The following is a 20,523-nucleotide window of genomic DNA, read 5'->3' as shown; positions in this document are numbered from 1 at the left end:
TGGCACGATAACGCTACCGTATTGTTATAAGAATTCCCTTACATAAGACAGTCTGTTGAGGATAATGATGAAAAAATTGGTGTTATCTCTTTCTCTGCTGCTCGCTGTATCCAGCGTTTCCACAGCATTCGCCGCTATTCCGCAAAAATTACGCATCGGTACCGATCCCACTTACGCCCCCTTTGAATCGAAGAATGCGCAGGGGGAACTGGTGGGTTTTGATATCGATCTGGCAAAAGAGCTGTGTAAACGCATTAATACGCAATGCGTCTTCGTTGAAAACCCGCTCGATGCGCTTATTCCGTCACTGAAAGCGAAAAAAATCGACGCCATTATGTCGTCCCTTTCTATTACGGAAAAACGCCAGCAGGAGATTGATTTCACCGACAAACTCTACGCGGCGGATTCACGGCTGGTGGTGGCGAAAGATTCTGCGGTAGAGCCGGATCTGGACAAATTAAAAGGCAAACGTATTGGCGTGCTGCAGGGCACGACGCAGGAAACCTACGGCAACGTGCACTGGGCACCGAAAGGCGTTGAAATCGTCTCCTATCAGGGACAGGACAATATTTACTCTGACCTGACCGCAGGCCGTATCGATGCCGCGTTCCAGGATGAAGTCGCTGCCAGCGAAGGTTTCCTGAAAACGCCGATGGGCAAAGCCTATAAATTTGGCGGCCCGTCGATCAAAGACGAAAAACTGTTTGGCGTCGGCACCGGCATGGGCGTGCGTAAAGGCGATACCGAACTGCGCGATGCGCTGAACAAAGCCTTTGCCGAGATGCGCGCTGATGGCACTTACGAAAAGCTGGCGAAGAAATACTTTGATTTTGATGTTTACGGTGGTTAATTCCGCCCGTGCTTAACGTGCGACCCCTTCCACTCGGAAGGGGAAGAGACACGGCAAACACCACATACGACAGGACAGGCAGCATGCTGTACGGGTTTTCTCAAGTTATTTTACAAGGCGCGCTTGTCACGCTGGAGCTGGCCCTCAGTTCCGTGGTGCTGGCGGTGGTGATTGGCCTGGCCGGTGCGGGAGCGAAGCTCTCGAAAAACCGCTTTCTGGCGCTGATTTTTGAAGGCTATACCACGCTCATTCGCGGTGTGCCGGATCTGGTGCTGATGCTGCTTATTTTTTACGGACTGCAAATTGCCCTCAACACCATTACGGATGCGATGGGCATGGAACAGCTGGATATCGATCCTATGGTCGCCGGGATAATTACTTTAGGCTTTATCTACGGCGCCTATTTCACCGAAACCTTCCGCGGGGCCTTTATGGCCGTACCGAAAGGGCATATCGAAGCGGCAACCGCCTTCGGCTTTACGGGCCGCCAGACTTTCCGCCGAATCCTGTTTCCGGCGATGATGCGCTACGCGCTGCCGGGCATTGGCAACAACTGGCAGGTGATCCTCAAAGCCACGGCGCTGGTTTCGCTGCTGGGGCTGGAAGATGTGGTGAAAGCTACCCAGCTTGCCGGGAAAAGCACCTGGGAGCCGTTCTATTTCGCCATCGTCTGCGGCGTGATCTATCTCATTTTTACCACGGCTTCCAATGGTGTGCTGCTGCTGCTCGAACGTCGCTACTCCGTGGGTGTAAAGAGGGCTGACCTGTGATCGAGATTATTCAGGAGTACTGGCAATCTCTGCTGTGGAGCGACGGCTATCGAATGACCGGCGTGGCGGTAACCCTGTGGCTGCTGATTTCATCAGTGGTGATGGGCGGCGCAATGGCGGTGATCCTCGCTATCGGGCGCGTCTCCAGCAATAAATATATCTGCTTTCCGATTTGGCTTTTCACCTATGTGTTTCGCGGGACGCCGCTCTATGTGCAGCTGTTGGTGTTCTACTCAGGGATGTACACGCTGGAAGTGGTGAAAGGAACGGAGCTGCTTAATGCCTTTTTTCGTAGCGGCCTGAACTGTACGGTGCTGGCGCTGACCCTTAATACCTGTGCCTATACCACGGAAATTTTCGCCGGTGCAATCCGCTCGGTGCCCCACGGCGAAATCGAGGCGGCGCGCGCGTATGGTTTCTCGTCATTTAAAATGTATCGCTGCATTATCCTGCCTTCGGCGCTGCGCATCGCCTTGCCTGCCTACAGCAATGAAGTGATTTTAATGCTGCACTCGACGGCGCTGGCCTTTACCGCGACGGTACCGGATCTGCTGAAAATCGCCCGCGATATTAACTCGGCGACCTACCAGCCCTTTACCGCCTTCGGTCTTGCTGCGGTACTGTATCTGATTATCTCTTATGTGCTGATTAGCCTGTTTCGCAAAGCGGAAAAGCGCTGGTTGCAGCATATGAAACCCTCTTCGACGCACTGAGAACACGATGTCTGAGAATAAATTAAACGTTACCGATCTCCACAAGCATTACGGCGCCCATGAAGTGTTAAAAGGGGTGTCATTGCAGGCGAATGCGGGTGATGTCATCAGCATCATCGGCTCGTCCGGCTCCGGGAAAAGTACCTTTTTGCGCTGCATTAACTTCCTCGAGAAACCGAGCGAAGGCACGATCGTGGTGAACGGGCAAAATATCACCCTGGTGCGTGACAAAGATGGTCAACTGAAAGTGGCCGATAAAAACCAGCTGCGTCTGCTGCGCACCCGCCTGACGATGGTATTCCAGCACTTTAATTTGTGGAGCCATATGACGGTGCTGGAAAACGTTATGGAAGCGCCGATTCAGGTGCTGGGTCTGAGTAAACAGGATGCCCGCGAACGCGCGGTGAAATACCTGGCGAAGGTCGGCATAGATGCCATGCAGCAGCAGAAATACCCGGTGCACCTTTCGGGTGGGCAACAGCAGCGCGTTTCTATTGCCCGCGCGCTGGCGATGGAGCCGGAAGTGTTGCTGTTTGATGAACCCACCTCTGCGCTGGATCCGGAGCTGGTGGGCGAAGTGCTGCGCATTATGCAAAAGCTGGCGGAAGAGGGTAAAACGATGGTGGTGGTAACCCATGAAATGGGCTTTGCCCGCGATGTCTCCACCCACGTTATTTTCCTACATCAAGGCAAGATTGAAGAAGAGGGCCCACCGGATAGTCTGTTCGGCAATCCGCAAAGCCCGCGTCTGCAACAGTTCCTGAAAGGTTCGTTGAAATAATGCCTCACCACGGGAAGATGACGGTAGCCGCCATCTTCCTGCTTATTTTTCCCGCCGGTAAACCCAGTCGTCGTAATACTCGCCCGCGAGCAGATAAACCCCTTCCAGCACCTGCACGCGGTTAAAACCGCTCTTCTCCAGTACCCGCACGGAGCCCTGATTTTCCGCCAGTACCCACGCGTTTAGCGCAGCCACGTTATGTTGCGAAAAAGCATACTCACAGAGGGCTTGCAGGGCTTCCGATGCGATGCCACGCCCTTGTGCCGCAGGCGCTATCGCATAGCCAATATCGGCCTCATGGGGATTGTGCTGGCTGATACGCAGGCCAATATCGCCCACGACATTATCCCCGTCCCGAATAATAAAGGCGTTGCTGTCGTGCAGACGATCGTCAAACAGGGTACGGATTTGCGTCTGCGAGGCGATTTCCGCCATATAGCGCATGACGCTTTCGTTCGATCGCAGGTGCAGAAAGAACGGCCAGTCGGATTCCTGAAACGAAGAGAGGGTAAAGCGGGGTGTGTACAACGTCATTACATGACCCTTGCAGTGGGAAGCGGTGCTAGCTTACCACCACAAGAGCGGGACGAATGCCACGAAAATTAGGAGGGAACGACATCCCCCAGCGCCTCTTCCAGATCGTACCAGCGAAAGGCAAAACCGGCGGCTTCAAGGCGTTTTGGCAGCGCGCGTTGGCCGCCGAGCACCAGTACGGAGGATTCCCCCATTATCATGCGAATAGCAAACGCTGGCGCGCGCATAACCGCCGGACGGTGCAGTACATGGCCGAGAGTATGGGCAAACTGCTCATTACGCACCGGGTAAGGCGAAACCATATTGAACGGCCCGCGTAAATCGTTATCCAGCAGCCAGAGGATGCCATTGAGCATATCGTCAATATGGATCCACGCCAGATATTGCCGACCATCGCCAATTGGCCCGCCAAGACCGAGGCGAAACAGCGGCAGCAGCTTACCAAGAATGCCGCCTTTAGGCGCGAACACCACGCCGGTGCGCAGCAGGCAAACCCGGGTACGATCGCTTTGCGCTTCGCAGGCGATTTGCTCCCAGCGGGCGCACAGTTTATGGGTAAATTCGTTATGCGGCGGCTCCTCCTCTGTAACCACCACTTCGCCGAGATCGCCGTAATAACCGCAAGCCGAACCGGAAATCAGCACCTTTGGCGGCGTATCGCTGGCCTTGATCAAATCGGCAATGCGCTGCGTAATCTGCCAGCGGCTATTGCACAAACGCTGCTTCTGCTCCTCGCTCCAGCGCTTATCGGCGATCGGTTCTCCGGCCAGATTGATTACCGCATCAACATCGTTCAGGTTGTTCAGATCATTAAGCCCTTTTAACAGGCTCACCCGCGCATCAAGCAGCTGTTGCGCTTTGACGGGGTTGCGCGTCACTACCGTAACGCTATGTTTTAGCTCCAGCAGGCGGGGGATCAGATGACGACCAATAAGACCCGTTCCGCCGGTAATCAATATCTTCATGCTTCCCTCCGGGAGATGTTTGTCTAACATCAGCATAAGTGACTCCGTGCTGCCTGCGTGCGATAGCAGGCACATTTTGCAGCAATTTTTAAGCGGGTTAACCACTTAAGCTTTGGCTCAGACTTGTTGCGCTATCTGCAGCGCCCGCTCCGTGGCCGGGCGCGTACGGATGCGCTCAAACCAGTTAAACACCGCAGGGTAATCCTCCAGCGCGATACGCTGGCGCGCATGGGCGTTTATCCACGGCCAGGCGGCGATATCGGCGATACTGTAATGGTTGCCCGCCAGCCACGGCACAGACCCAAGGCGCTTGTTCAGCACCTGATATAAGCGCTGGGTTTCCACCTGATAGCGCTCAATGGCATAGGGTACCGGTTGCGGGGCAAGGTGATTAAAGTGGTAATTCTGCCCGAGCATCGGCCCAAGCCCGGCAACCTGCCAGAAGAGCCACTGCAGCGTGGTATGGCGTTCCCGCAGTTCGCCGCTGAGTAATGTGCCGGTTTTCTCCGCCAGATAGAGCAAAATCGCCCCGGATTCGAACAGGCTGAGTGGTGCACCGCCGTCGGCAGGAAGATGGTCGACAATGACCGGGATTTTGTTGTTAGGCGCGATGCTCAAAAAGTCGGCACGAAACTGGTCGCCTTTGCTGATATCCACACGGATCAAGCGATATTCCAGCCCGGACTCTTCGAGAAATAGCGTTATTTTATGACCGTTTGGTGTAGGCGCGAAATAGAGGTCTATCATCAAAGCTCCCGTGATGCCTTAAGAGAGAAGTCTGTATGAGTATAGGTGTTACCTCTGGGGCGTGAACTTTCCTCAAGTGACAGGGCGCACAGGACGTTATATTTTGAAAGAAAAACCAACAATCGAACGAGAACATTATGAGCGAATCGGCTATCACTCTCTGGTCTGACACAGCGTATTTTTCCCCCTATGTCCTGTCGGCGTGGGTCGCGCTCCATGAAAAAGGCGTGCCCTTCGCCCTGAAAACCGTCGATCTGGAAAACGGTGGGCAGCAGGCACCCGGCTGGCCGGGATTTAGTCTGACGCAGCGGGTTCCGGTGCTGGAAATTGAGGGTTTTACCCTAAGTGAATCCACGGCGATTGACGAGTATCTTGAGGAGCGTTTCGCCCCGCCGGAGTGGCAGCGTATTTATCCTCACGATTTGCACAACCGTGCACGCGCCCGGCAGATTCAGGCCTGGCTGCGTAGCGATTTGCTGCCCATTCGCGAGGAGCGCTCGACCACCGTCGTGTTTGCCGGTGCGCGAAAGGGGCCCCTGAGCCCTGCCGGGCAGGCAAGTGCCGCTAAACTGTTCACTGTTGCTGATGAATTGCTGGCGCACGGTAAACCTAACCTGTTTGGTGAATGGTGTATCGCCGACGTTGACCTGGCATTAATGCTCAATCGGTTAGTGTTAAATGGCGACAGCGTACCGGAGCGGCTGGCGGATTACGCCACCTTCCAGTGGCAGCGCTCATCGGTCCAGCGCTTTATTGCGCTTTCCGCTAAGCGCGCGGGCTGATAAGCCAGGCGACTTCCGTTATCATGGAGCGTTTTCTTCCGCATGAGGTGCAATGATGAAACTGATGTTTGCATCGGATATTCATGGGTCGTTACCGGCGACGGAACGCGTACTGGAACGGTTCGCGCGCAGTGATGCCCGCTGGCTGATTGTTCTGGGGGACGTGCTAAATCACGGGCCGCGCAATGCTTTACCCGACGGGTACGCACCCGCAGAGGTGGCAGAGCGTTTAAATGAGATAGCCGGGCGGATTATCGCCGTGCGCGGCAACTGCGACAGCGAAGTCGATCAGATGCTGTTGAAATTCCCGATTACCGCGCCCTGGCAGCAGGTTTTACTGCCCGAGCGCCGTCTGTTTTTGACACACGGCCACCTGTTCGGCGCAGACGCCGTGCCGCCGCTTGCGGCAGGCGATGTGCTGGCTTATGGCCACACGCATATTCCGGTAGCCGAGAAGCGCGGCGATATTTTCCACTTCAATCCCGGTTCGGTCAGTATCCCCAAAGGTGGATATGCGGCCAGCTACGGCATGCTGGAGGAGAATATCTTACGCGTTATCGCACTTAATGATCAGCGGATTATTGCGCAGGTAGCGATTAATCCGTAAGTTACCTTTCAACCGAAACGCGCCAAAAGAGCGCCATAGAGAGAAGATTTCCCGATGGTGGAACAGAGTCATTTTGCAGGCATGGAGTGGGTCGATATTGTCAACGAAGACAATGAGGTGATTGCGCAGGCCAGCCGGCAGCAAATGCGGGCACAGTGTCTGCGTCATCGCGCAACCTACATAGTGGTGCATGATGGAATGGGCAAAGTGCTGGTGCAGCGCCGAACGGAAATAAAAGATTTTATGCCCGGGATGCTGGACGCCACCGCCGGCGGTGTGGTGCAGGCGGGGGAAAACCTGCTGGATTCTGCGCGCCGTGAAGCGGAAGAGGAGTTAGGTATCGCCGGTGTGCCGTTTGCCGAGCACGGCCAGTTCTATTTTGAAGATCAACACTGTCGGGTGTGGGGCGGGTTGTTCAGCTGCGTCTCTCACGGGCCGTTCGCCTTGCAGGAAGAGGAGGTCAGTGAAGTTCGCTGGATGACGCCGGAAGAGATCACCGCCCGCTGCGACGAGTTCACCAATGATTCGCTTAAAGCGCTGGCGCTATGGATGACGCGCAATGCCAGCAACGATGTCGCCACGGCCCAGGAAGCGGACTAGCGCCCCTCGCTAACGCTTACAACCTCGGCGCAGCCGGCGTTTTAATGGCTTTGCTGCACAGAAGCAGATATAGAAAAGGCGACTATTCAGTCGCCTTTTTACTGTCGGTCAGCGCAGATTACTGCTGCGAGGACTGAATCGCGGTCAGAGCGATGGTATAGACGATATCATCAACCAGCGCGCCACGAGACAGGTCGTTAACCGGTTTGCGCATACCCTGCAGCATCGGCCCGATGGAGATCAGGTCGGCAGAACGCTGTACCGCTTTGTAGGTGGTGTTACCGGTGTTCAGATCCGGGAAGATGAACACGGTAGCGCGACCTGCAACCGGCGAGTTCGGCGCTTTGGATTTCGCAACGTCGGCCATAACGGCGGCGTCATACTGCAGCGGGCCGTCAATGACCAGGTCAGGACGTTTTTCTTGTGCCAGACGGGTCGCTTCACGCACTTTCTCAACATCGCTACCCGCACCGGAGTTACCGGTAGAGTAGGAGAGCATCGCCACGCGCGGCTCGATACCGAAGGCGATAGCGGAATCCGCAGACTGGATAGCGATTTCTGCCAGCTGCTCAGCGGTCGGATCCGGGTTGATTGCGCAGTCACCGTAAACATAAACCTGTTCCGGCAGCAGCATAAAGAACACGGAAGAGACCAGCGAGCTGCCCGGTGCGGTTTTGATCAGCTGCAGCGGCGGACGAATGGTATTCGCGGTGGTGTGAACAGCACCGGAAACCAGGCCATCGACTTCGTCCTGTTCCAGCATCAGCGTGCCGAGAACCACGTTGTCTTCCAGCTGTTCGCGGGCGACGGCTTCGGTCATGCCTTTGCTCTTACGCAGCTCAACCAGGCGAGCCACATAGCTTTCGCGCACCACGTCCGGATCGACGATTTCGATGCCCGCGCCCAGCTCAACGCCCTGGGCGGCGGCGACGCGATTGATCTCGTCCGGGTTACCCAGCAGCACACAGGTAGCGATACCGCGTTCTGCACAGATAGCGGCGGCTTTCACCGTACGCGGTTCGTCGCCTTCCGGCAGAACCACGCGTTTGCCCGCTTTACGCGCCAGCTCAGTCAGCTGGTAACGGAAAGCCGGCGGAGAGAGGCGACGGCTGCGTTCGGAGGTAGCGGTCAGGGAGTCGATCCACTGGGCATTGATGTAGCCTGCTACATATTCCTGCACGTTTTCGATACGCTCGTTATCGTCAACCGGTACTTCCAGGTTGAAGCTCTGCAGGCTCAGCGAGGTCTGCCAGGTGTTGGTATTCACCATAAATACCGGCAGGCCGGTAGCGAAAGCACGTTCGCACAGTTTATGTACGCTGGCGTCCATTTCGTAGCCGCCGGTCAGCAGCAGGGCACCGATTTCAACGCCGTTCATCGCGGCGAGACATGCAGCAACCAGCACGTCCGGACGATCTGCTGACGTTACCAGCAGAGAACCCGGGCGGAAGTGTTCCAGCATATGCGGAATACTGCGTGCGCAGAAGGTGACGGATTTCACGCGGCGGGTTTTGATATCGCCTTCGTTAACGATGGTCGCATTCAGGTGACGCGCCATATCGATTGCGCGAGTCGCGATCAGATCGAAGCTCCACGGCACAGCGCCCAGCACCGGCAGCGGGCTGGCTTCCTGCAGTTTAGCCGGATCGATATGGATAACTTTCGCTTTCGACGAGTCGTCAAAAATTTCTGACAGGTCAGGGCGGGTACGGCCTTGTTCATCAACCGGGGCGTTCAGTTTGTTAACGATAACGCCGGTGATGTTGGTGTTTTTTGCGCCGCCGAAGCTGTTACGGGTCAGTTCGATACGCTCGTTCAACTGTTCTGGCGTGTCGGTGCCTTGAGACATCACAAACACGATTTCCGCGTTCAGCGTCTTGGCAATTTCGAAGTTCAGCGACTGCGCGAACTGGTGTTTACGGGTCGGGACCAGGCCTTCAACCAGCACCACTTCAGCATCTTTGCTGCTTTCGTGGTAGCGAGCGATGATCTCTTCCATCAGCACGTCTTTCTGGTTGCTGGAGAGCAGCGACTCAACGTGGCTCATTTTCAACGGTTCAGCGGTGGTCAAACCGGAGTTCGCACGCACAATGGTGGTGGTCTGGTCAGGCGCATCGCCGCCGGCGCGCGGCTGGGAGATCGGTTTAAAGACGCTCAGACGAACGCCTTTGCGTTCCATAGCACGGATAACGCCAAGGCTGACGCTGGTCAGGCCGACGCTGGTTCCGGTAGGGATCAGCATAATAATACGGGACACGGTTAATCCTCTTTCGTTACCGTCATGCAAGACGGGTTACAAAACAGCACCGCCAGCGTGGGCTGGCGGTGTGTGTTATCAGGCAGTCAGGCGGCTCGCGTCCTGCGCGATGACCAGTTCTTCGTTGGTCGGGATAACAACAGCCGGGCGGGTGCCTTCTTTGTTGATAAAGCCAGACTTACCGAAACGGGCTGCCAGGTTACGTTCATGGTCTACTTCGAAGCCCAGAACGCCCAGTTTGCCCAGAGACAGCTCGCGTACCATGGCCGCGTTTTCACCGATACCACCGGTGAAGACCACGGCGTCCAGACGACCGTCCATCAGCGCCGTGTAGGAACCGATGTACTTCGCCAGGCGGTGGCAGTAGACATCCATTGCGCGTTTCGCGTCTTCTTTATCGCGGTAGTTATCTTCTACATAACGGCAGTCGCTGGTGACTTCGGTCAGGCCCAGCAGGCCGGACTCTTTGGTCAGCATTTTGTTGATCGCTTCAACGCTCATGCCCAGGGTGTCATGCAGATGGAAAATAATCGCCGGGTCGATATCGCCAGAGCGAGTACCCATCACCAGGCCTTCCAGCGGGGTCAGACCCATTGAGGTATCAACGCATTTACCGTTACGGATAGCGGAAACGGAACCACCGTTACCCAGGTGGCAGGTGATGATATTCAGCTCGTCAACCGGTTTGTTCAGGACTTTGGCTGCTTCCTGAGTTACGTAGAAGTGGCTGGTGCCGTGTGCGCCATAGCGACGAACGCCGTGCTCTTTGTACAGTTTGTACGGCAGCGCATACAGGTAGGACTCTTCCGGCATGGTGGTGTGGAACGCCGTGTCGAACACCGCCACGTTTTTGTCTTTCAGATTCGGGAAGGATTTCAGCGCTTCGGCGATACCGATCAGGTGAGCCGGGTTGTGCAGCGGTGCGAAAGAGGCTGCATCTTTGATACCCTGGATAACGGATTCGTCGATGATCACCGAGCTGGTGTATTTTTCGCCACCGTGCACGATGCGGTGGCCGATCGCCGTCAGTTGTGCTGACAGTTCTGGTTTTTGTGCCAGAATAGTGTTAACGATAAAGTTCAGCGCTTCGCTGTGAGCGGCACCTGCACCTAAAGCCGCTTCTTGTTTACCGCCATCAATTTTCCACTTGATGCGTGCTTCAGGAAGGTGGAAACATTCGGCTAAACCAGAAAGGTACTCGTCACCATTAACTGCATCGATGATTGCGAATTTCAGTGAGGAGCTACCGCAGTTCAGAACCAGTACTAACTTACTCGACATGGAAGTACCTACTTATGATACGTGGCTAAAAAAAGGTCAGTGAGTCGCACAGCGTAGCGCAGGTTGACGCTGACATTTATGATTAACATCATGCCCGGTTTAGTTTCTGGCATGATGAGAAGAATACATAAAATTCTAAGCTATTTTGCGCAATTTTCAGACAGTGGCATAATGAGCTTAAATTTGACGATTTAACGTTTATCGTCTAATGGCCGGTCAGGCCGCCACAGAATACCCGATAGCAAGCGGGAATGACAAAAAATTTTAACGTTGTCATTCACAGTTGTTGTTTTGCACAAAATTTTTAATTTTTATACGTGAAGTTGAGGTAAAGCCATGTCCACTTCTGAGAATCGACCCGCCGGTTTTTTTAGTTTGTTCCGTCGAGGACAGCACTACGCGAAGACCTGGCCTATGGAAAAGCGCCTCGCTCCGATATTCGTTGAAAACCGCGTTATCCGCGCCACGCGCTATGCCATTCGCTTTATGCCGCCGGTAGCGGTGTTTACCCTGTGCTGGCAAATTGCCCTTGGTGGACAACTGGGTCCTGCTGTCGCCACCGCCATCTTTGCGCTGAGCCTGCCGATGCAGGGGCTGTGGTGGCTGGGCAAGCGTTCCGTCACGCCGCTGCCGCCGACGATTCTGCACTGGTTTTATGAAGTGCGCGGCAAACTGCAGGAGGCGGGCCAGGCATTAGCGCCGGTAGAAGGTAAACCCGATTACCAGGCGCTGGCGGATACGCTAAAGCGCGCATTTAAACAGCTGGATAAAACTTTTCTTGATGATTTGTGATTTCGAGCGGGTTTAACCCCCTTTATAAAAGAAGGCATTTTTGCGATGTCTTCTTTTTTATTTTTCATGCTCTTCCACCCAACACCCCCGGCAAATCAAGAAAGCTGTCTTTTCTACCCGCTAAACTCAAGGCATCTTTTTTATTGCGCCGCTGTGCCACAGGAGTCGAAAGATGGAAATGACTAATGCCCAACGTCTGATCTTATCCAATCAGTACAAAATGATGACCATGATGGATCCGGCTAACGCGGAGCGCTATCGCCGCTTGCAGACCATTGTTGAGCGCGGCTATGGCCTGCAAATGCGCGAGTTGGATCGCGAGTTCGGGGAGCTAACAGAAGAAACCTGCCGCATTGTTATCGATATTATGGAGATGTATCACGCGCTGCATGTCTCCTGGACCAACCTGAAAGACGCTAACGCCATCGATGAGCGTCGCGTAACGTTCCTCGGTTTCGATGCCGCGACGGAAGCGCGCTATCTCGGCTATGTGCGTTTTATGGTCAATATCGAAGGCCGCTATACTCATTTCGACGCCGGCACCCACGGCTTTAATGCGCAAACCCCAATGTGGGAAAAATATCAGCGCATGTTAAGCGTCTGGCACTCCTGCCCGCGTCAGTACCACCTGAGCAGCAACGAAATTAATCAGATTATTAATGCCTGAGGAGGCGAGCGTGCAGTGCAAAGGATTTCTATTCGATCTGGATGGTACCCTGGTAAATTCCCTGCCCGCCGTCGAGCGGGCATGGTGCACCTGGGCTGACAGATTTGGCATCGACCATGATGAGGTGCTGAATTTTATCCACGGTAAGCAAGCCATCACTTCACTGCGGCATTTTTTGCCCGGCAAATCCGAAGCGGAAATCGCCGCTGAGTTTAGCTGGCTCGAGCAGCTTGAAGCGTCGGATACCACCGGCATTACCGCGCTGCCCGGCGCGATTGCGTTGCTTGAGCAGTTAGATGAAGCCAGCATCCCCTGGGCTATCGTTACATCGGGTTCCGTGCCCGTCGCTCACGCCCGTCATCGCGCAACCGGTCTGCCGACGCCGAAAGTGTTTGTCACCGCCGAGCAGGTTAAGCGCGGCAAGCCTGAGCCGGATGCCTATCTTCTTGGCGCAGAGCTTTTAGGACTGACGACGCAAGAATGCGTAGTGGTGGAGGATGCGCCTGCGGGGATCCTGTCGGGGCTTGCCGCAGGATGTCATGTGATTGCGGTAAATGTCCCTGCTGACGCGCCGCGGCTCGATGAAGTGGATTTCCGCCTTACCACCCTCGAAGCGCTGATTGTCGCGAAACTGCCGGATGGCAACGTTGAGGTGACGATCAAGGCCTGAACCGATGGTACAACCCTGCGCAAGCAGGGTTTTCGTCGCTTATTCCCACTTTCATTTAACAAGGATGCGTTGTGAACGGTGAACTGATTTGGGTGCTGTGCCTGCTCGGCATCGCGGTGGTGCTTTTCGCGACGGGTAAAGTGCGCATGGACGCGGTGGCGTTGTTTGTCATTGTCGCCTTTGTCCTGAGCGGAACGCTGACCCTTTCTGAAGCCTTCTCCGGTTTTAGTGACCCAAATGTGGTGTTAATTGCCGCCCTGTTTATTATCGGTGACGGGCTGGTGCGCACCGGCGTGGCAACCAAAATGGGGGCCTGGCTGGTCAACATGGCAGGCAGCAGCGAAGTAAAAATGCTGGTGCTGCTGATGGTGACCGTTGCCGGGCTTGGCGCGTTTATGAGCTCGACGGGCGTGGTAGCGATCTTTATCCCGGTAGTGCTTAGCGTCTCAATGCGCATGCAAATTTCACCGTCGCGGCTGATGATGCCGCTGAGTTTCGCCGGGCTTATCAGCGGCATGATGACGCTGGTGGCGACGCCGCCAAATCTGGTGGTTAACAGCGAGCTGCTGCGCGAAGGCTATGCAGGCTTCGGCTTTTTTAGCGTCACGCCTTTAGGGTTGGTTATCCTGCTGCTTGGCATTGTTTACATGCTACTGATGCGTTTTATGCTGAGAGGGGAGAGCGACGCGGCGGCAGGGGGAAGCTGGAAACGTCGCAGTTTTCGCGATCTTGTCAAAGAGTATCGTCTTGCCGGACGCGCGCGCCGTCTGGCGATCCGCCCCGGTTCGCCGATGATTGGCCAGCGCCTTGACGATTTGCAACTGCGTGAGCGCTACGGCGCCAATATTATCGGCGTTGAGCGCTGGCGACATTTTCGTCGGGTGATTGTGAATGTTAACGGGGTATCGGAATTTCGCGCCCGCGACGTGCTGCTGATTGATATGTCCGCCGCCGACGTCGATTTACGTGAGTTTTGCGCGGAACAACAGCTGGAACCGATGATCCTGCGCGGCGAGTACTTTTCCGATCAGGCGCTGGATGTGGGAATGGCTGAAGTCTCATTGATCCCCGATTCGGAATTGATTGGTAAGACGGTGCGTGAAATCGCTTTTCGTACCCGCTACGGTCTGAATGTGGTTGGGCTAAAACGTAACGGCGAAGCGCTGGAAGGCGCGGTCACGGATGTGACATTGCAGCTTGGCGATGTTTTCCTGGTGGTCGGGAACTGGAAACTGATTAGCCAGTTAGCGGCTCATGGCCGGGACTTTGTGGTGCTCAATCTGCCCGTTGAGGAGAGCGCAGCTTCGCCGGCGCACAGCCAGGCCCCCCATGCTATTTTCTGTCTGGTATTAATGGTGGCCTTGATGCTGACGGACGAAATCCCTAATCCTATTGCCGCGATTATTGCCTGTATGCTGATGGGCAAATTCCGCTGTATCGATGTGGAAAGCGCCTATAAATCCGTGCACTGGCCGAGCATTATTTTAATCGTCGGCATGATGCCCTTTGCGCTGGCCCTGCAAAAAACAGGCGGGGTTAACTTGATTGTGAAGGGGCTGATGGATATCGGCGGCGGCTACGGCCCGCATCTGATGCTGATTTGTCTGTTCGTGATGTGCGCGACGATAGGTTTATTTATCTCTAATACCGCTACCGCAGTATTAATGGCACCTATCGCACTGGCGGCGGCTAAATTGATGGGAGTATCGCCCTATCCGTTTGCGATGGTGGTGGCGATGGCGGCATCGGCGGCGTTTATGACGCCAGTTTCATCACCCGTTAATACGCTGGTGCTTGGGCCGGGGCGCTACCAGTTTAGCGATTTTGTGAAAATCGGCGTGCCGTTCACCCTGCTGGTGATGGTGGTATGTGTGGCGCTGATCCCGGTGCTGTTTCCTTTTTAATGTTGCGCCGGGGTTCGCCCCGGCTCAAGGTTACAGCGGTGAATCCTGACTAATTTCATCCAGCGACAGCTGGAAGCTCGGCACAAAAACCTGCATAAAATAGTCCATCTCCGGGCTACGGCGCGCGTCGAGCGTTTTCTCCAGCCGCGATTTAGCTAACGAGAATTCATTATTACCGGCGGAAAGCTCTTCCAGGCATTTTAAATAAGCGCACAGGGCGTCCGCCTGTTTAACTATCGTTTTTTCTTCAACACTGTAGTGATGCTCATCGATCAGCGGCGCGAAAATATCCCGTAGCTCTTCCGGCACCATCTCAACCAGCTTCTGCTGAGCTATCTTCTCGATGGCTTTATACTCTTGCGCAATTTGTGAATTGAAATACTTCACCGGCGTTGGCAAGTCGCCCGTTAACACTTCAGAGGCATCATGGTACATCGCCAGCAGCGCGATGCGTTCGGCATTAACCTGGCCTGAAAACTTGCGGTTTTTAATCACCGCCAGCGCATGGGCGACCATCGCCACCTGTAGACTGTGTTCGGAGACATTCTCCGTGCGCACATTGCGCATCAGCGGCCAACGGTTGATAAGCTTCAGGCGGGAAAGGTGGGCGAAAAAGTGGCTCTGACTCATGGTTAACCTTGTCTGTGACTGCGACCTGAACCATTGTGCGCAGAGAGTGGGGGAAGATGCAAATCCTCCCCCGGCATCGGTTACTGGTGGTAACCGGAGAGGAAACGACCAAAACGCGAAATAGCCAACTCCAGATCGTCTTCACGCGGCAGCGTGACAATACGTACATGATCCGGCCACGGCCAGTTAAACGCCGTACCCTGGACTAGCAGCACTTTTTCCTGTAACAGGAAGTCGAGCACCATTTTCTGGTCATCGTGAATATTGAAGCGTTTAGCATCAATTTTCGGGAACATATACAGTGCGCCGCTCGGTTTTACGCAGGAAACGCCGGGGATCTGGTTAATCAGCTCCCACGCATGATTACGCTGTTCATACAAACGACCGCCGGGCACGATAAATTCGCTGATGCTCTGATAACCGCCGAGAGCGGTCTGGATTGCATGCTGTGCCGGAACGTTGGCGCACAGGCGCATCGACGCCAGCATCTCCAGCCCTTCAATATACCCTTTGGCGTGTTTTTTGGGTCCGCTTAGCACCATCCAGCCCTGGCGGAAACCGGCCACGCGATAAGTTTTGGACAGGCCATTAAAGGTGATAGTAAACAGGTCCGGTGCCAGCGCGGCAATAGAGTGATGCTGCGCCTCGTCATAGAGAATTTTGTCGTAAATCTCATCGGCGAAAATAATGAGGTTGTGCTGACGAGCGAGCTCAACCACTTCCATCAGTAGCTCTTTCGAGTAGACCGCGCCGGTAGGGTTGTTCGGGTTGATAATCACAATACCGCGGGTACGCGGGGTGATTTTGGCTCGGATATCGTCGAGATCGGGGAACCAGCCCGCCGACTCATCACATAAATAGTGCACCGCTTTCCCGCCGGAGAGCGAAACCGCAGCGGTCCACAGCGGATAATCCGGCGCAGGCACCAGCATTTCATCGCCGCTGTTAAGCAAGGCCTGCATCGACTGCACAATCAGTTCTGAAACTCCGTTGCCAATATAGATATCTTCAACGGTCACTTCGCGCATGCCGCGCGCCTGGTAGTGCTGCATGATAGCTTTACGCGCAGAATAAAGGCCTTTTGAGTCACAATAGCCTTGCGCGCTGGGGAGGTTGCGGATCACATCGACCAGAATTTCATCCGGTGCTTCGAAGCCGAAGGGGGCAGGGTTGCCGATGTTGAGTTTAAGAACCTTGTTACCTTCTTCTTCAAGACGCTTTGCCTCTTTCAGAACCGGGCCACGAATGTCGTAACAGACGTTATCTAATTTGCTGGATTTTTCGATGGAGGACATGAACCTGTAACCTTTTAGCTAATATAGCCACTGCCTGCCGTGGAAGTGAGCACGGAATAATGTACTCTCACAACCGCCCCTTTTGAAGGGTTAACAGAAGATCATTTCGCCGCAATGTCTCCCATGCTTAACGATTTTTAAACTGTTTGTCCCGGCGTTTGTTTTTTAATTTATCTGACTTTTAATATATTTTCAGTGTTAAGTTCTGAAATGATTTTTATTTTCATCATTTTATACCACCGAAAAGCTGTCGTTTTTGCCAGATGTACCGAGTAGGCTGAGGGAAAAACAGCCTGCAGGCGGGATCATGAACCTGATAAGGTATGCATATCTTATTCGGCTAATAATAGCGACGGCTGTAAACACAATGTTAAGTTTTATTAATATTTAGGATGCCTTTAAATCTATAGCTATTTAATATTGAGAAAGGTAACGATGACGATCAGTAATATAAATAAGATCTTATTGTCAAAAGGGCCGTAAGTTGACTTTAGTTTGTTCGCAATAATGCTTATAAATATAAAGGTTTTAGGATAAACTCGCAGGGCAAGAAAAGGAACCGGCACGAAAGGCCATACATAAACCAGGGTTTATTCGTTAATATGAGCTAATGGTTATTATTCGCTTTTCATCCAGTCCCGTTATATAGCCCGGTTCTGTTTGCGACAGCTTTGTGTATTAGCCTTTGAACGCTGCGCCAGCTTGCTTTTTTAAAAGGAATAACGCGCTCAGGCTTGTTTTATATATCTAAAAGGAATGGGCGTAGGCGAAATAAAGCCAGTATGTTCAGCTTGTGTTAATCAGCGAACTAAAAATAGCCGAACTTACTACCAGGTTTTACCTGGTGATGTTACTGCTGGATGCATTTTTTAAATGGAATTACTTAATCTTACGAGCACAGCATAAACCCGGGTCACGCCGCGCGAACGACCCGTAAGTGAAAAAATATGATAAATGCAAATCGTCCGATACTGAATCTCGACCTCGATCTGCTGAGAACTTTTGTTGCGGTCGCCGATCTGAACACCTTTGCTGCGGCAGCTGCCGCGGTTTGTCGCACCCAATCCGCTGTCAGTCAGCAAATGCAGCGGCTTGAACAATTAGTGGGAAAAGAACTTTTTGCCCGTCATGGGCGCAATAAACTGTTAACAGAGCACGGTATCCAGCTGCTGGGCTATGCGCGGAAGATTTTGCGTTTCAATGACGAAGCATGCACGTCGCTAATGTTTAGCAATCTTCATGGCGTGTTAACCATCGGCGCGTCTGACGAGTCAGCAGATACGATTTTGCCGTTTTTGCTTAATCGTATTAGCTCCGTCTACCCGAAGCTGGCGCTGGATGTGCGCGTGGAGCGCAATCCCTTCTCCGTCGATCGTCAACCGCAGTATGACGCGGATCTGATGGTGACGACGAATCGCTCAGGCCAGTACGATTACCTGACGCTGCGCACGTCGCCCACGCACTGGTATTGCTCGGCGGAATTCGTGTTGCAAAAAGGCGAGGCGATCCCGCTGGTGCTGCTTGATGAACCGAGTCCGTTCCGCGATATGGTGATTAATGCGCTGCACGCGGCGGATATCCCCTGGCGGATGGCGTATGTTGCGTCGACGCTATCGGCGGTAAAAGCGGCAGTCAAAGCGGGTCTCGGCGTCACGGCGCGACCGGTTGAGATGATGAGCCCCGACCTACGCGTGCTGGGTAGGGCCGAAGGATTACCGCTGTTGCCGGACACAGAATATCTCCTGAGCTACAATCCCCTCAGCCAAAATGAGCTGGCGCAGGTGATTTTCCAGGCGATGGAACACTATCAGAATCCCTGGCATTACGGCGGCGGTACTCCGGAAGGGGGAGGCGATCCACTGATTGTTGAAGGGGATTTTGGCTAACATTCCCTACCAATTCTGGTAACAAAATGTAAGTGCAAAAATGAACCGCTGACGATAAAAAATCGGTTATCGGTTCATTTTTCATACAGATTGCTGCGTAACAAAGTGTTTCCCTCATAAATTATTTCTTCTTTCAATAACTTAACTTCCTTCACGGCATAATCTCTTTTTTTCATCTATAGTCTTCCTTACACGCTGGTCATGTTAAAAATCAACACAGATTGTTGCTGTTTCATCAGATGAATTAACAAAAGCGTGTCTCAGATCAAGAAAATACTCCCGTAGAGGGGGAGGAATCCGCCGAGAATCCTGTCAAAATAAGAGGGTTATATGTGTTAAAACTCACAACGGACACGATTCAACAGCCGGATCTTTCTTGGAAAAATTTGAAGCCGTTCAAGAAAACGGCACTAAATGTTAATGGGTTGATGCCGATGTAAACTAATGTGAGGAAACTTTTGTTAAAGTTGACAAAAGGTTATAGAAAGGAGTAAAAACCCACATCATTTGGCTGCTTTTCGCCTTTTACACAGGTAATGTGTGGTTTTTTATTCCTCCCCGTGAATCGATGTGGCGTCATCTGCCAGCAAGAGCAGAGGAAATAGCGCTACCTTTTGAGTTAAGCAATGCGTATGTCAACATCCACTGAAATCATCGCTCATCACTGGGCATTCGCTATCTTTCTTATTGTCGCCATTGGCCTGTGTTGCCTGATGCTGATCGGCGGTCGGTTTTTGGGCGGTCGCGCACGCGCGAGGCACAAAAACGTTCCTTTCGAATCGGGTATCGACTCCGTCGGTTCCGCTCGCTTACGTCTATCCGCCAAGTTCTACCTGGTGGCCATGTTCTTCGTCATCTTCGACGTGGAAGCGCTTTACCTGTACGCATGGTCAACCTCCATTCGCGAGAGTGGTTGGGTCGGGTTTGTCGAAGCCGCAATTTTTATATTAGTGCTGCTGGCTGGTCTGGTTTATCTGGTGCGTATTGGCGCGCTGGATTGGACGCCCGTGCGTTCGCGCCGTGAGCAAATCAACCCAGAGACTAACAGCTACACTGACAGTCAACGCTAACCGCGAGGCAATAAGATGGATTATACGCTCACCCGCATAGATCCTAACGGTGAGAACGACCGTTACCCCCTGCAGAAACAGGAGATCGTAACCGACCCCCTGGAACAAGAAGTTAACCGTAGCGTCTACATGGGCAAGCTCGAAAACGCTATGCACGATATGGTGAACTGGGGCCGTAAAAACTCTATTTGGCCATACAACTTTGGCCTGTCGTGCTGCTACGTAGAGATGGTGACATCGTTTACGGCGGTGCACGACGTTGCGCGTTTTGGTGCGGAAGTACTGCGTGCCTCCCCGCGTCAGGCAGACCTGATGGTGGTGGCCGGTACCGTGTTTACCAAAATGGCGCCGGTCATTCAGCGCCTTTACGACCAGATGCTGGAGCCGAAGTGGGTTATCTCCATGGGTGCCTGCGCGAACTCTGGCGGCATGTACGACATCTATTCGGTGGTACAAGGCGTCGACAAATTTATCCCGGTGGATGTTTACATCCCAGGCTGCCCGCCGCGTCCTGAAGCCTATATGCAGGCGCTGATGCTGCTGCAGGAGTCGATTGGCAAAGAGCGTCGCCCGCTCTCATGGGTGGTTGGCGATCAGGGCGTTTATCGCGCCAATATGCAGTCAGAACGCGAGCGTAAACGTGGCGAGCGTATCGCCGTGACCAACCTGCGTACGCCGGACGAGATTTAATTTGCGCCTGTGGGTAATGGAAGAATCTTCGC

21 protein-coding genes are annotated in these 20,523 nt (G+C 53.6%); 14 read left to right on the top strand and 7 right to left on the bottom strand.

What is annotated here, in order from left to right; all coding sequences use genetic code 11:
• Positions 1 to 67 precede the first annotated feature (67 nt).
• The 4 genes from hisJ to hisP all read left to right on the top strand — a co-directional run bounded on the left by hisJ (position 68) and on the right by hisP (position 3,114).
• Positions 68 to 850 carry a histidine ABC transporter substrate-binding protein HisJ gene (hisJ, locus tag RW65_RS21005; RefSeq protein ID WP_039058797.1) on the top strand — a complete coding sequence of 261 codons (783 nt, stop codon included), beginning with the start codon at positions 68 to 70 and terminating at the stop codon, positions 848 to 850.
• Positions 851 to 933: 83 nt separating this feature from the next.
• Positions 934 to 1,620 carry a histidine ABC transporter permease HisQ gene (locus RW65_RS21000; protein ID WP_039058796.1) on the top strand — a complete coding sequence of 229 codons (687 nt, stop codon included), beginning with the start codon at positions 934 to 936 and terminating at the stop codon, positions 1,618 to 1,620.
• Positions 1,617 to 2,333 carry an ABC transporter permease gene (locus RW65_RS20995; RefSeq protein WP_039058795.1) on the top strand — a complete coding sequence of 239 codons (717 nt, stop codon included), beginning with the start codon at positions 1,617 to 1,619 and terminating at the stop codon, positions 2,331 to 2,333. The genes RW65_RS21000 and RW65_RS20995 overlap by 4 nt, the downstream gene beginning before the upstream one ends.
• Before the next feature lie 7 nt (positions 2,334 to 2,340).
• On the top strand, positions 2,341 to 3,114 hold the full coding sequence (hisP, locus tag RW65_RS20990) for a histidine ABC transporter ATP-binding protein HisP (protein WP_039058794.1): 774 nt from the start codon (positions 2,341 to 2,343) through the stop codon (positions 3,112 to 3,114).
• 42 nt (positions 3,115 to 3,156) lie between these two features.
• Here the strand turns inward: hisP and RW65_RS20985 are convergent, their stop codons facing one another.
• From RW65_RS20985 to yfcG, 3 genes are all read right to left on the bottom strand, one after another.
• Positions 3,157 to 3,648, bottom strand: a complete 492-nt coding sequence (locus RW65_RS20985) for a GNAT family N-acetyltransferase (protein WP_039058793.1) — start codon at positions 3,646 to 3,648, stop codon at positions 3,157 to 3,159.
• A 68-nt stretch (positions 3,649 to 3,716) separates the two neighbouring features.
• A complete protein-coding gene (locus RW65_RS20980; protein WP_039058877.1) occupies positions 3,717 to 4,613 on the bottom strand; it encodes a TIGR01777 family oxidoreductase in 897 nt (298 codons plus the stop codon).
• Between the two features lie 117 nt (positions 4,614 to 4,730).
• Complete coding sequence (gene yfcG / locus RW65_RS20975; RefSeq protein WP_039058792.1) at positions 4,731 to 5,360, bottom strand: GSH-dependent disulfide bond oxidoreductase; 630 nt, start codon at positions 5,358 to 5,360, stop codon at positions 4,731 to 4,733.
• Between the two features lie 137 nt (positions 5,361 to 5,497).
• On the opposite strand from yfcG, the gene yfcF reads away from it, so the two are divergent.
• Genes yfcF through yfcD form a run of 3 tightly spaced genes read left to right on the top strand, consistent with a single transcriptional unit; the run spans position 5,498 to position 7,349 of the window.
• The gene (gene yfcF / locus RW65_RS20970; RefSeq protein ID WP_039058791.1) at positions 5,498 to 6,142 is read left to right on the top strand and encodes a glutathione transferase; all 645 of its coding nucleotides are present in this window, start codon (positions 5,498 to 5,500) and stop codon (positions 6,140 to 6,142) included.
• Positions 6,143 to 6,194: 52 nt separating this feature from the next.
• A complete protein-coding gene (gene yfcE, locus RW65_RS20965; RefSeq protein ID WP_197058915.1) occupies positions 6,195 to 6,749 on the top strand; it encodes a phosphodiesterase in 555 nt (184 codons plus the stop codon).
• Between the two features lie 54 nt (positions 6,750 to 6,803).
• Positions 6,804 to 7,349, top strand: a complete 546-nt coding sequence (gene yfcD, locus RW65_RS20960; protein ID WP_039058789.1) for an NUDIX hydrolase YfcD — start codon at positions 6,804 to 6,806, stop codon at positions 7,347 to 7,349.
• 118 nt (positions 7,350 to 7,467) lie between these two features.
• Here the strand turns inward: yfcD and pta are convergent, their stop codons facing one another.
• Positions 7,468 to 9,606, bottom strand: coding sequence for a phosphate acetyltransferase (pta, locus tag RW65_RS20955; RefSeq protein WP_039058788.1), 2,139 nt, complete (start codon positions 9,604 to 9,606; stop codon positions 7,468 to 7,470).
• A 78-nt stretch (positions 9,607 to 9,684) separates the two neighbouring features.
• Entirely contained in the window at positions 9,685 to 10,887 is a 1,203-nt protein-coding gene (ackA, locus tag RW65_RS20950) for an acetate kinase (RefSeq protein WP_039058786.1), read from the bottom strand.
• Positions 10,888 to 11,223: 336 nt separating this feature from the next.
• Between ackA and yfbV the strand changes: the two genes are divergently transcribed.
• The 4 genes from yfbV (at position 11,224) to RW65_RS20930 (ending at position 14,920) form a co-directional block, all read left to right on the top strand.
• A complete protein-coding gene (yfbV, locus tag RW65_RS20945; RefSeq protein WP_039058785.1) occupies positions 11,224 to 11,679 on the top strand; it encodes a terminus macrodomain insulation protein YfbV in 456 nt (151 codons plus the stop codon).
• Between the two features lie 172 nt (positions 11,680 to 11,851).
• Entirely contained in the window at positions 11,852 to 12,346 is a 495-nt protein-coding gene (locus RW65_RS20940; protein ID WP_039058783.1) for a YfbU family protein, read from the top strand.
• On the top strand, positions 12,339 to 13,016 hold the full coding sequence (locus RW65_RS20935; protein ID WP_072037805.1) for a sugar phosphatase: 678 nt from the start codon (positions 12,339 to 12,341) through the stop codon (positions 13,014 to 13,016). Before RW65_RS20940 ends, RW65_RS20935 begins: the two co-directional genes overlap by 8 nt.
• A gap of 71 nt (positions 13,017 to 13,087) precedes the next feature.
• On the top strand, positions 13,088 to 14,920 hold the full coding sequence (locus tag RW65_RS20930; RefSeq protein ID WP_039058781.1) for an SLC13 family permease: 1,833 nt from the start codon (positions 13,088 to 13,090) through the stop codon (positions 14,918 to 14,920).
• Between the two features lie 30 nt (positions 14,921 to 14,950).
• Here the strand turns inward: RW65_RS20930 and yfbR are convergent, their stop codons facing one another.
• Positions 14,951 to 15,550 (bottom strand): 5'-deoxynucleotidase, encoded by a 600-nt coding sequence (yfbR, locus tag RW65_RS20925; protein WP_039058780.1) that lies wholly within the window; start codon positions 15,548 to 15,550, stop codon positions 14,951 to 14,953.
• An 80-nt stretch (positions 15,551 to 15,630) separates the two neighbouring features.
• Positions 15,631 to 16,845 (bottom strand): pyridoxal phosphate-dependent aminotransferase, encoded by a 1,215-nt coding sequence (locus RW65_RS20920; protein ID WP_039058779.1) that lies wholly within the window; start codon positions 16,843 to 16,845, stop codon positions 15,631 to 15,633.
• 947 nt (positions 16,846 to 17,792) lie between these two features.
• On the opposite strand from RW65_RS20920, the gene lrhA reads away from it, so the two are divergent.
• From lrhA to nuoB, 3 genes are all read left to right on the top strand, one after another.
• Positions 17,793 to 18,731: a transcriptional regulator LrhA gene (gene lrhA, locus RW65_RS20915; protein ID WP_039058777.1), complete on the top strand. Its 939-nt coding sequence runs from the start codon at positions 17,793 to 17,795 to the stop codon at positions 18,729 to 18,731.
• A gap of 626 nt (positions 18,732 to 19,357) precedes the next feature.
• Positions 19,358 to 19,801, top strand: a complete 444-nt coding sequence (gene nuoA, locus RW65_RS20910; protein ID WP_017458599.1) for an NADH-quinone oxidoreductase subunit NuoA — start codon at positions 19,358 to 19,360, stop codon at positions 19,799 to 19,801.
• A 15-nt stretch (positions 19,802 to 19,816) separates the two neighbouring features.
• Positions 19,817 to 20,491, top strand: coding sequence for an NADH-quinone oxidoreductase subunit NuoB (gene nuoB / locus RW65_RS20905; RefSeq protein WP_039058776.1), 675 nt, complete (start codon positions 19,817 to 19,819; stop codon positions 20,489 to 20,491).
• Positions 20,492 to 20,523 lie beyond the last annotated feature (32 nt).

It is taken from the genome of Enterobacter sp. Bisph1 (assembly GCF_000814905.1).
Classification (GTDB): Bacteria; Pseudomonadota; Gammaproteobacteria; order Enterobacterales; family Enterobacteriaceae; genus Kosakonia.
The sequence above is the reverse complement of the archived record's forward strand: the minus strand, read 5'-3'. Positions and strand labels throughout refer to the sequence as shown.

Bases quoted from the DNA above. Each gene is read 5' to 3' on its own strand.
- nuoA (WP_017458599.1), top strand. From the start codon at position 19,358: ATGCGTATGTCAACATCCACTGAAATCATCGCTCATCACTGGGCATTC.
- RW65_RS20980 (WP_039058877.1), bottom strand. From the start codon at position 4,613: ATGAAGATATTGATTACCGGCGGAACGGGTCTTATTGGTCGTCATCTG.
- RW65_RS20940 (WP_039058783.1), top strand. From the start codon at position 11,852: ATGGAAATGACTAATGCCCAACGTCTGATCTTATCCAATCAGTACAAA.
- hisP (WP_039058794.1), top strand. From the start codon at position 2,341: ATGTCTGAGAATAAATTAAACGTTACCGATCTCCACAAGCATTACGGC.
- RW65_RS20985 (WP_039058793.1), bottom strand. From the start codon at position 3,648: ATGACGTTGTACACACCCCGCTTTACCCTCTCTTCGTTTCAGGAATCC.
- yfbV (WP_039058785.1), top strand. From the start codon at position 11,224: ATGTCCACTTCTGAGAATCGACCCGCCGGTTTTTTTAGTTTGTTCCGT.
- lrhA (WP_039058777.1), top strand. From the start codon at position 17,793: ATGATAAATGCAAATCGTCCGATACTGAATCTCGACCTCGATCTGCTG.
- RW65_RS20935 (WP_072037805.1), top strand. From the start codon at position 12,339: ATGCCTGAGGAGGCGAGCGTGCAGTGCAAAGGATTTCTATTCGATCTG.
- nuoB (WP_039058776.1), top strand. From the start codon at position 19,817: ATGGATTATACGCTCACCCGCATAGATCCTAACGGTGAGAACGACCGT.
- yfbR (WP_039058780.1), bottom strand. From the start codon at position 15,550: ATGAGTCAGAGCCACTTTTTCGCCCACCTTTCCCGCCTGAAGCTTATC.
- RW65_RS21000 (WP_039058796.1), top strand. From the start codon at position 934: ATGCTGTACGGGTTTTCTCAAGTTATTTTACAAGGCGCGCTTGTCACG.
- yfcF (WP_039058791.1), top strand. From the start codon at position 5,498: ATGAGCGAATCGGCTATCACTCTCTGGTCTGACACAGCGTATTTTTCC.
- hisJ (WP_039058797.1), top strand. From the start codon at position 68: ATGAAAAAATTGGTGTTATCTCTTTCTCTGCTGCTCGCTGTATCCAGC.
- yfcE (WP_197058915.1), top strand. From the start codon at position 6,195: ATGATGAAACTGATGTTTGCATCGGATATTCATGGGTCGTTACCGGCG.
- RW65_RS20920 (WP_039058779.1), bottom strand. From the start codon at position 16,845: ATGTCCTCCATCGAAAAATCCAGCAAATTAGATAACGTCTGTTACGAC.
- yfcD (WP_039058789.1), top strand. From the start codon at position 6,804: ATGGTGGAACAGAGTCATTTTGCAGGCATGGAGTGGGTCGATATTGTC.
- ackA (WP_039058786.1), bottom strand. From the start codon at position 10,887: ATGTCGAGTAAGTTAGTACTGGTTCTGAACTGCGGTAGCTCCTCACTG.
- yfcG (WP_039058792.1), bottom strand. From the start codon at position 5,360: ATGATAGACCTCTATTTCGCGCCTACACCAAACGGTCATAAAATAACG.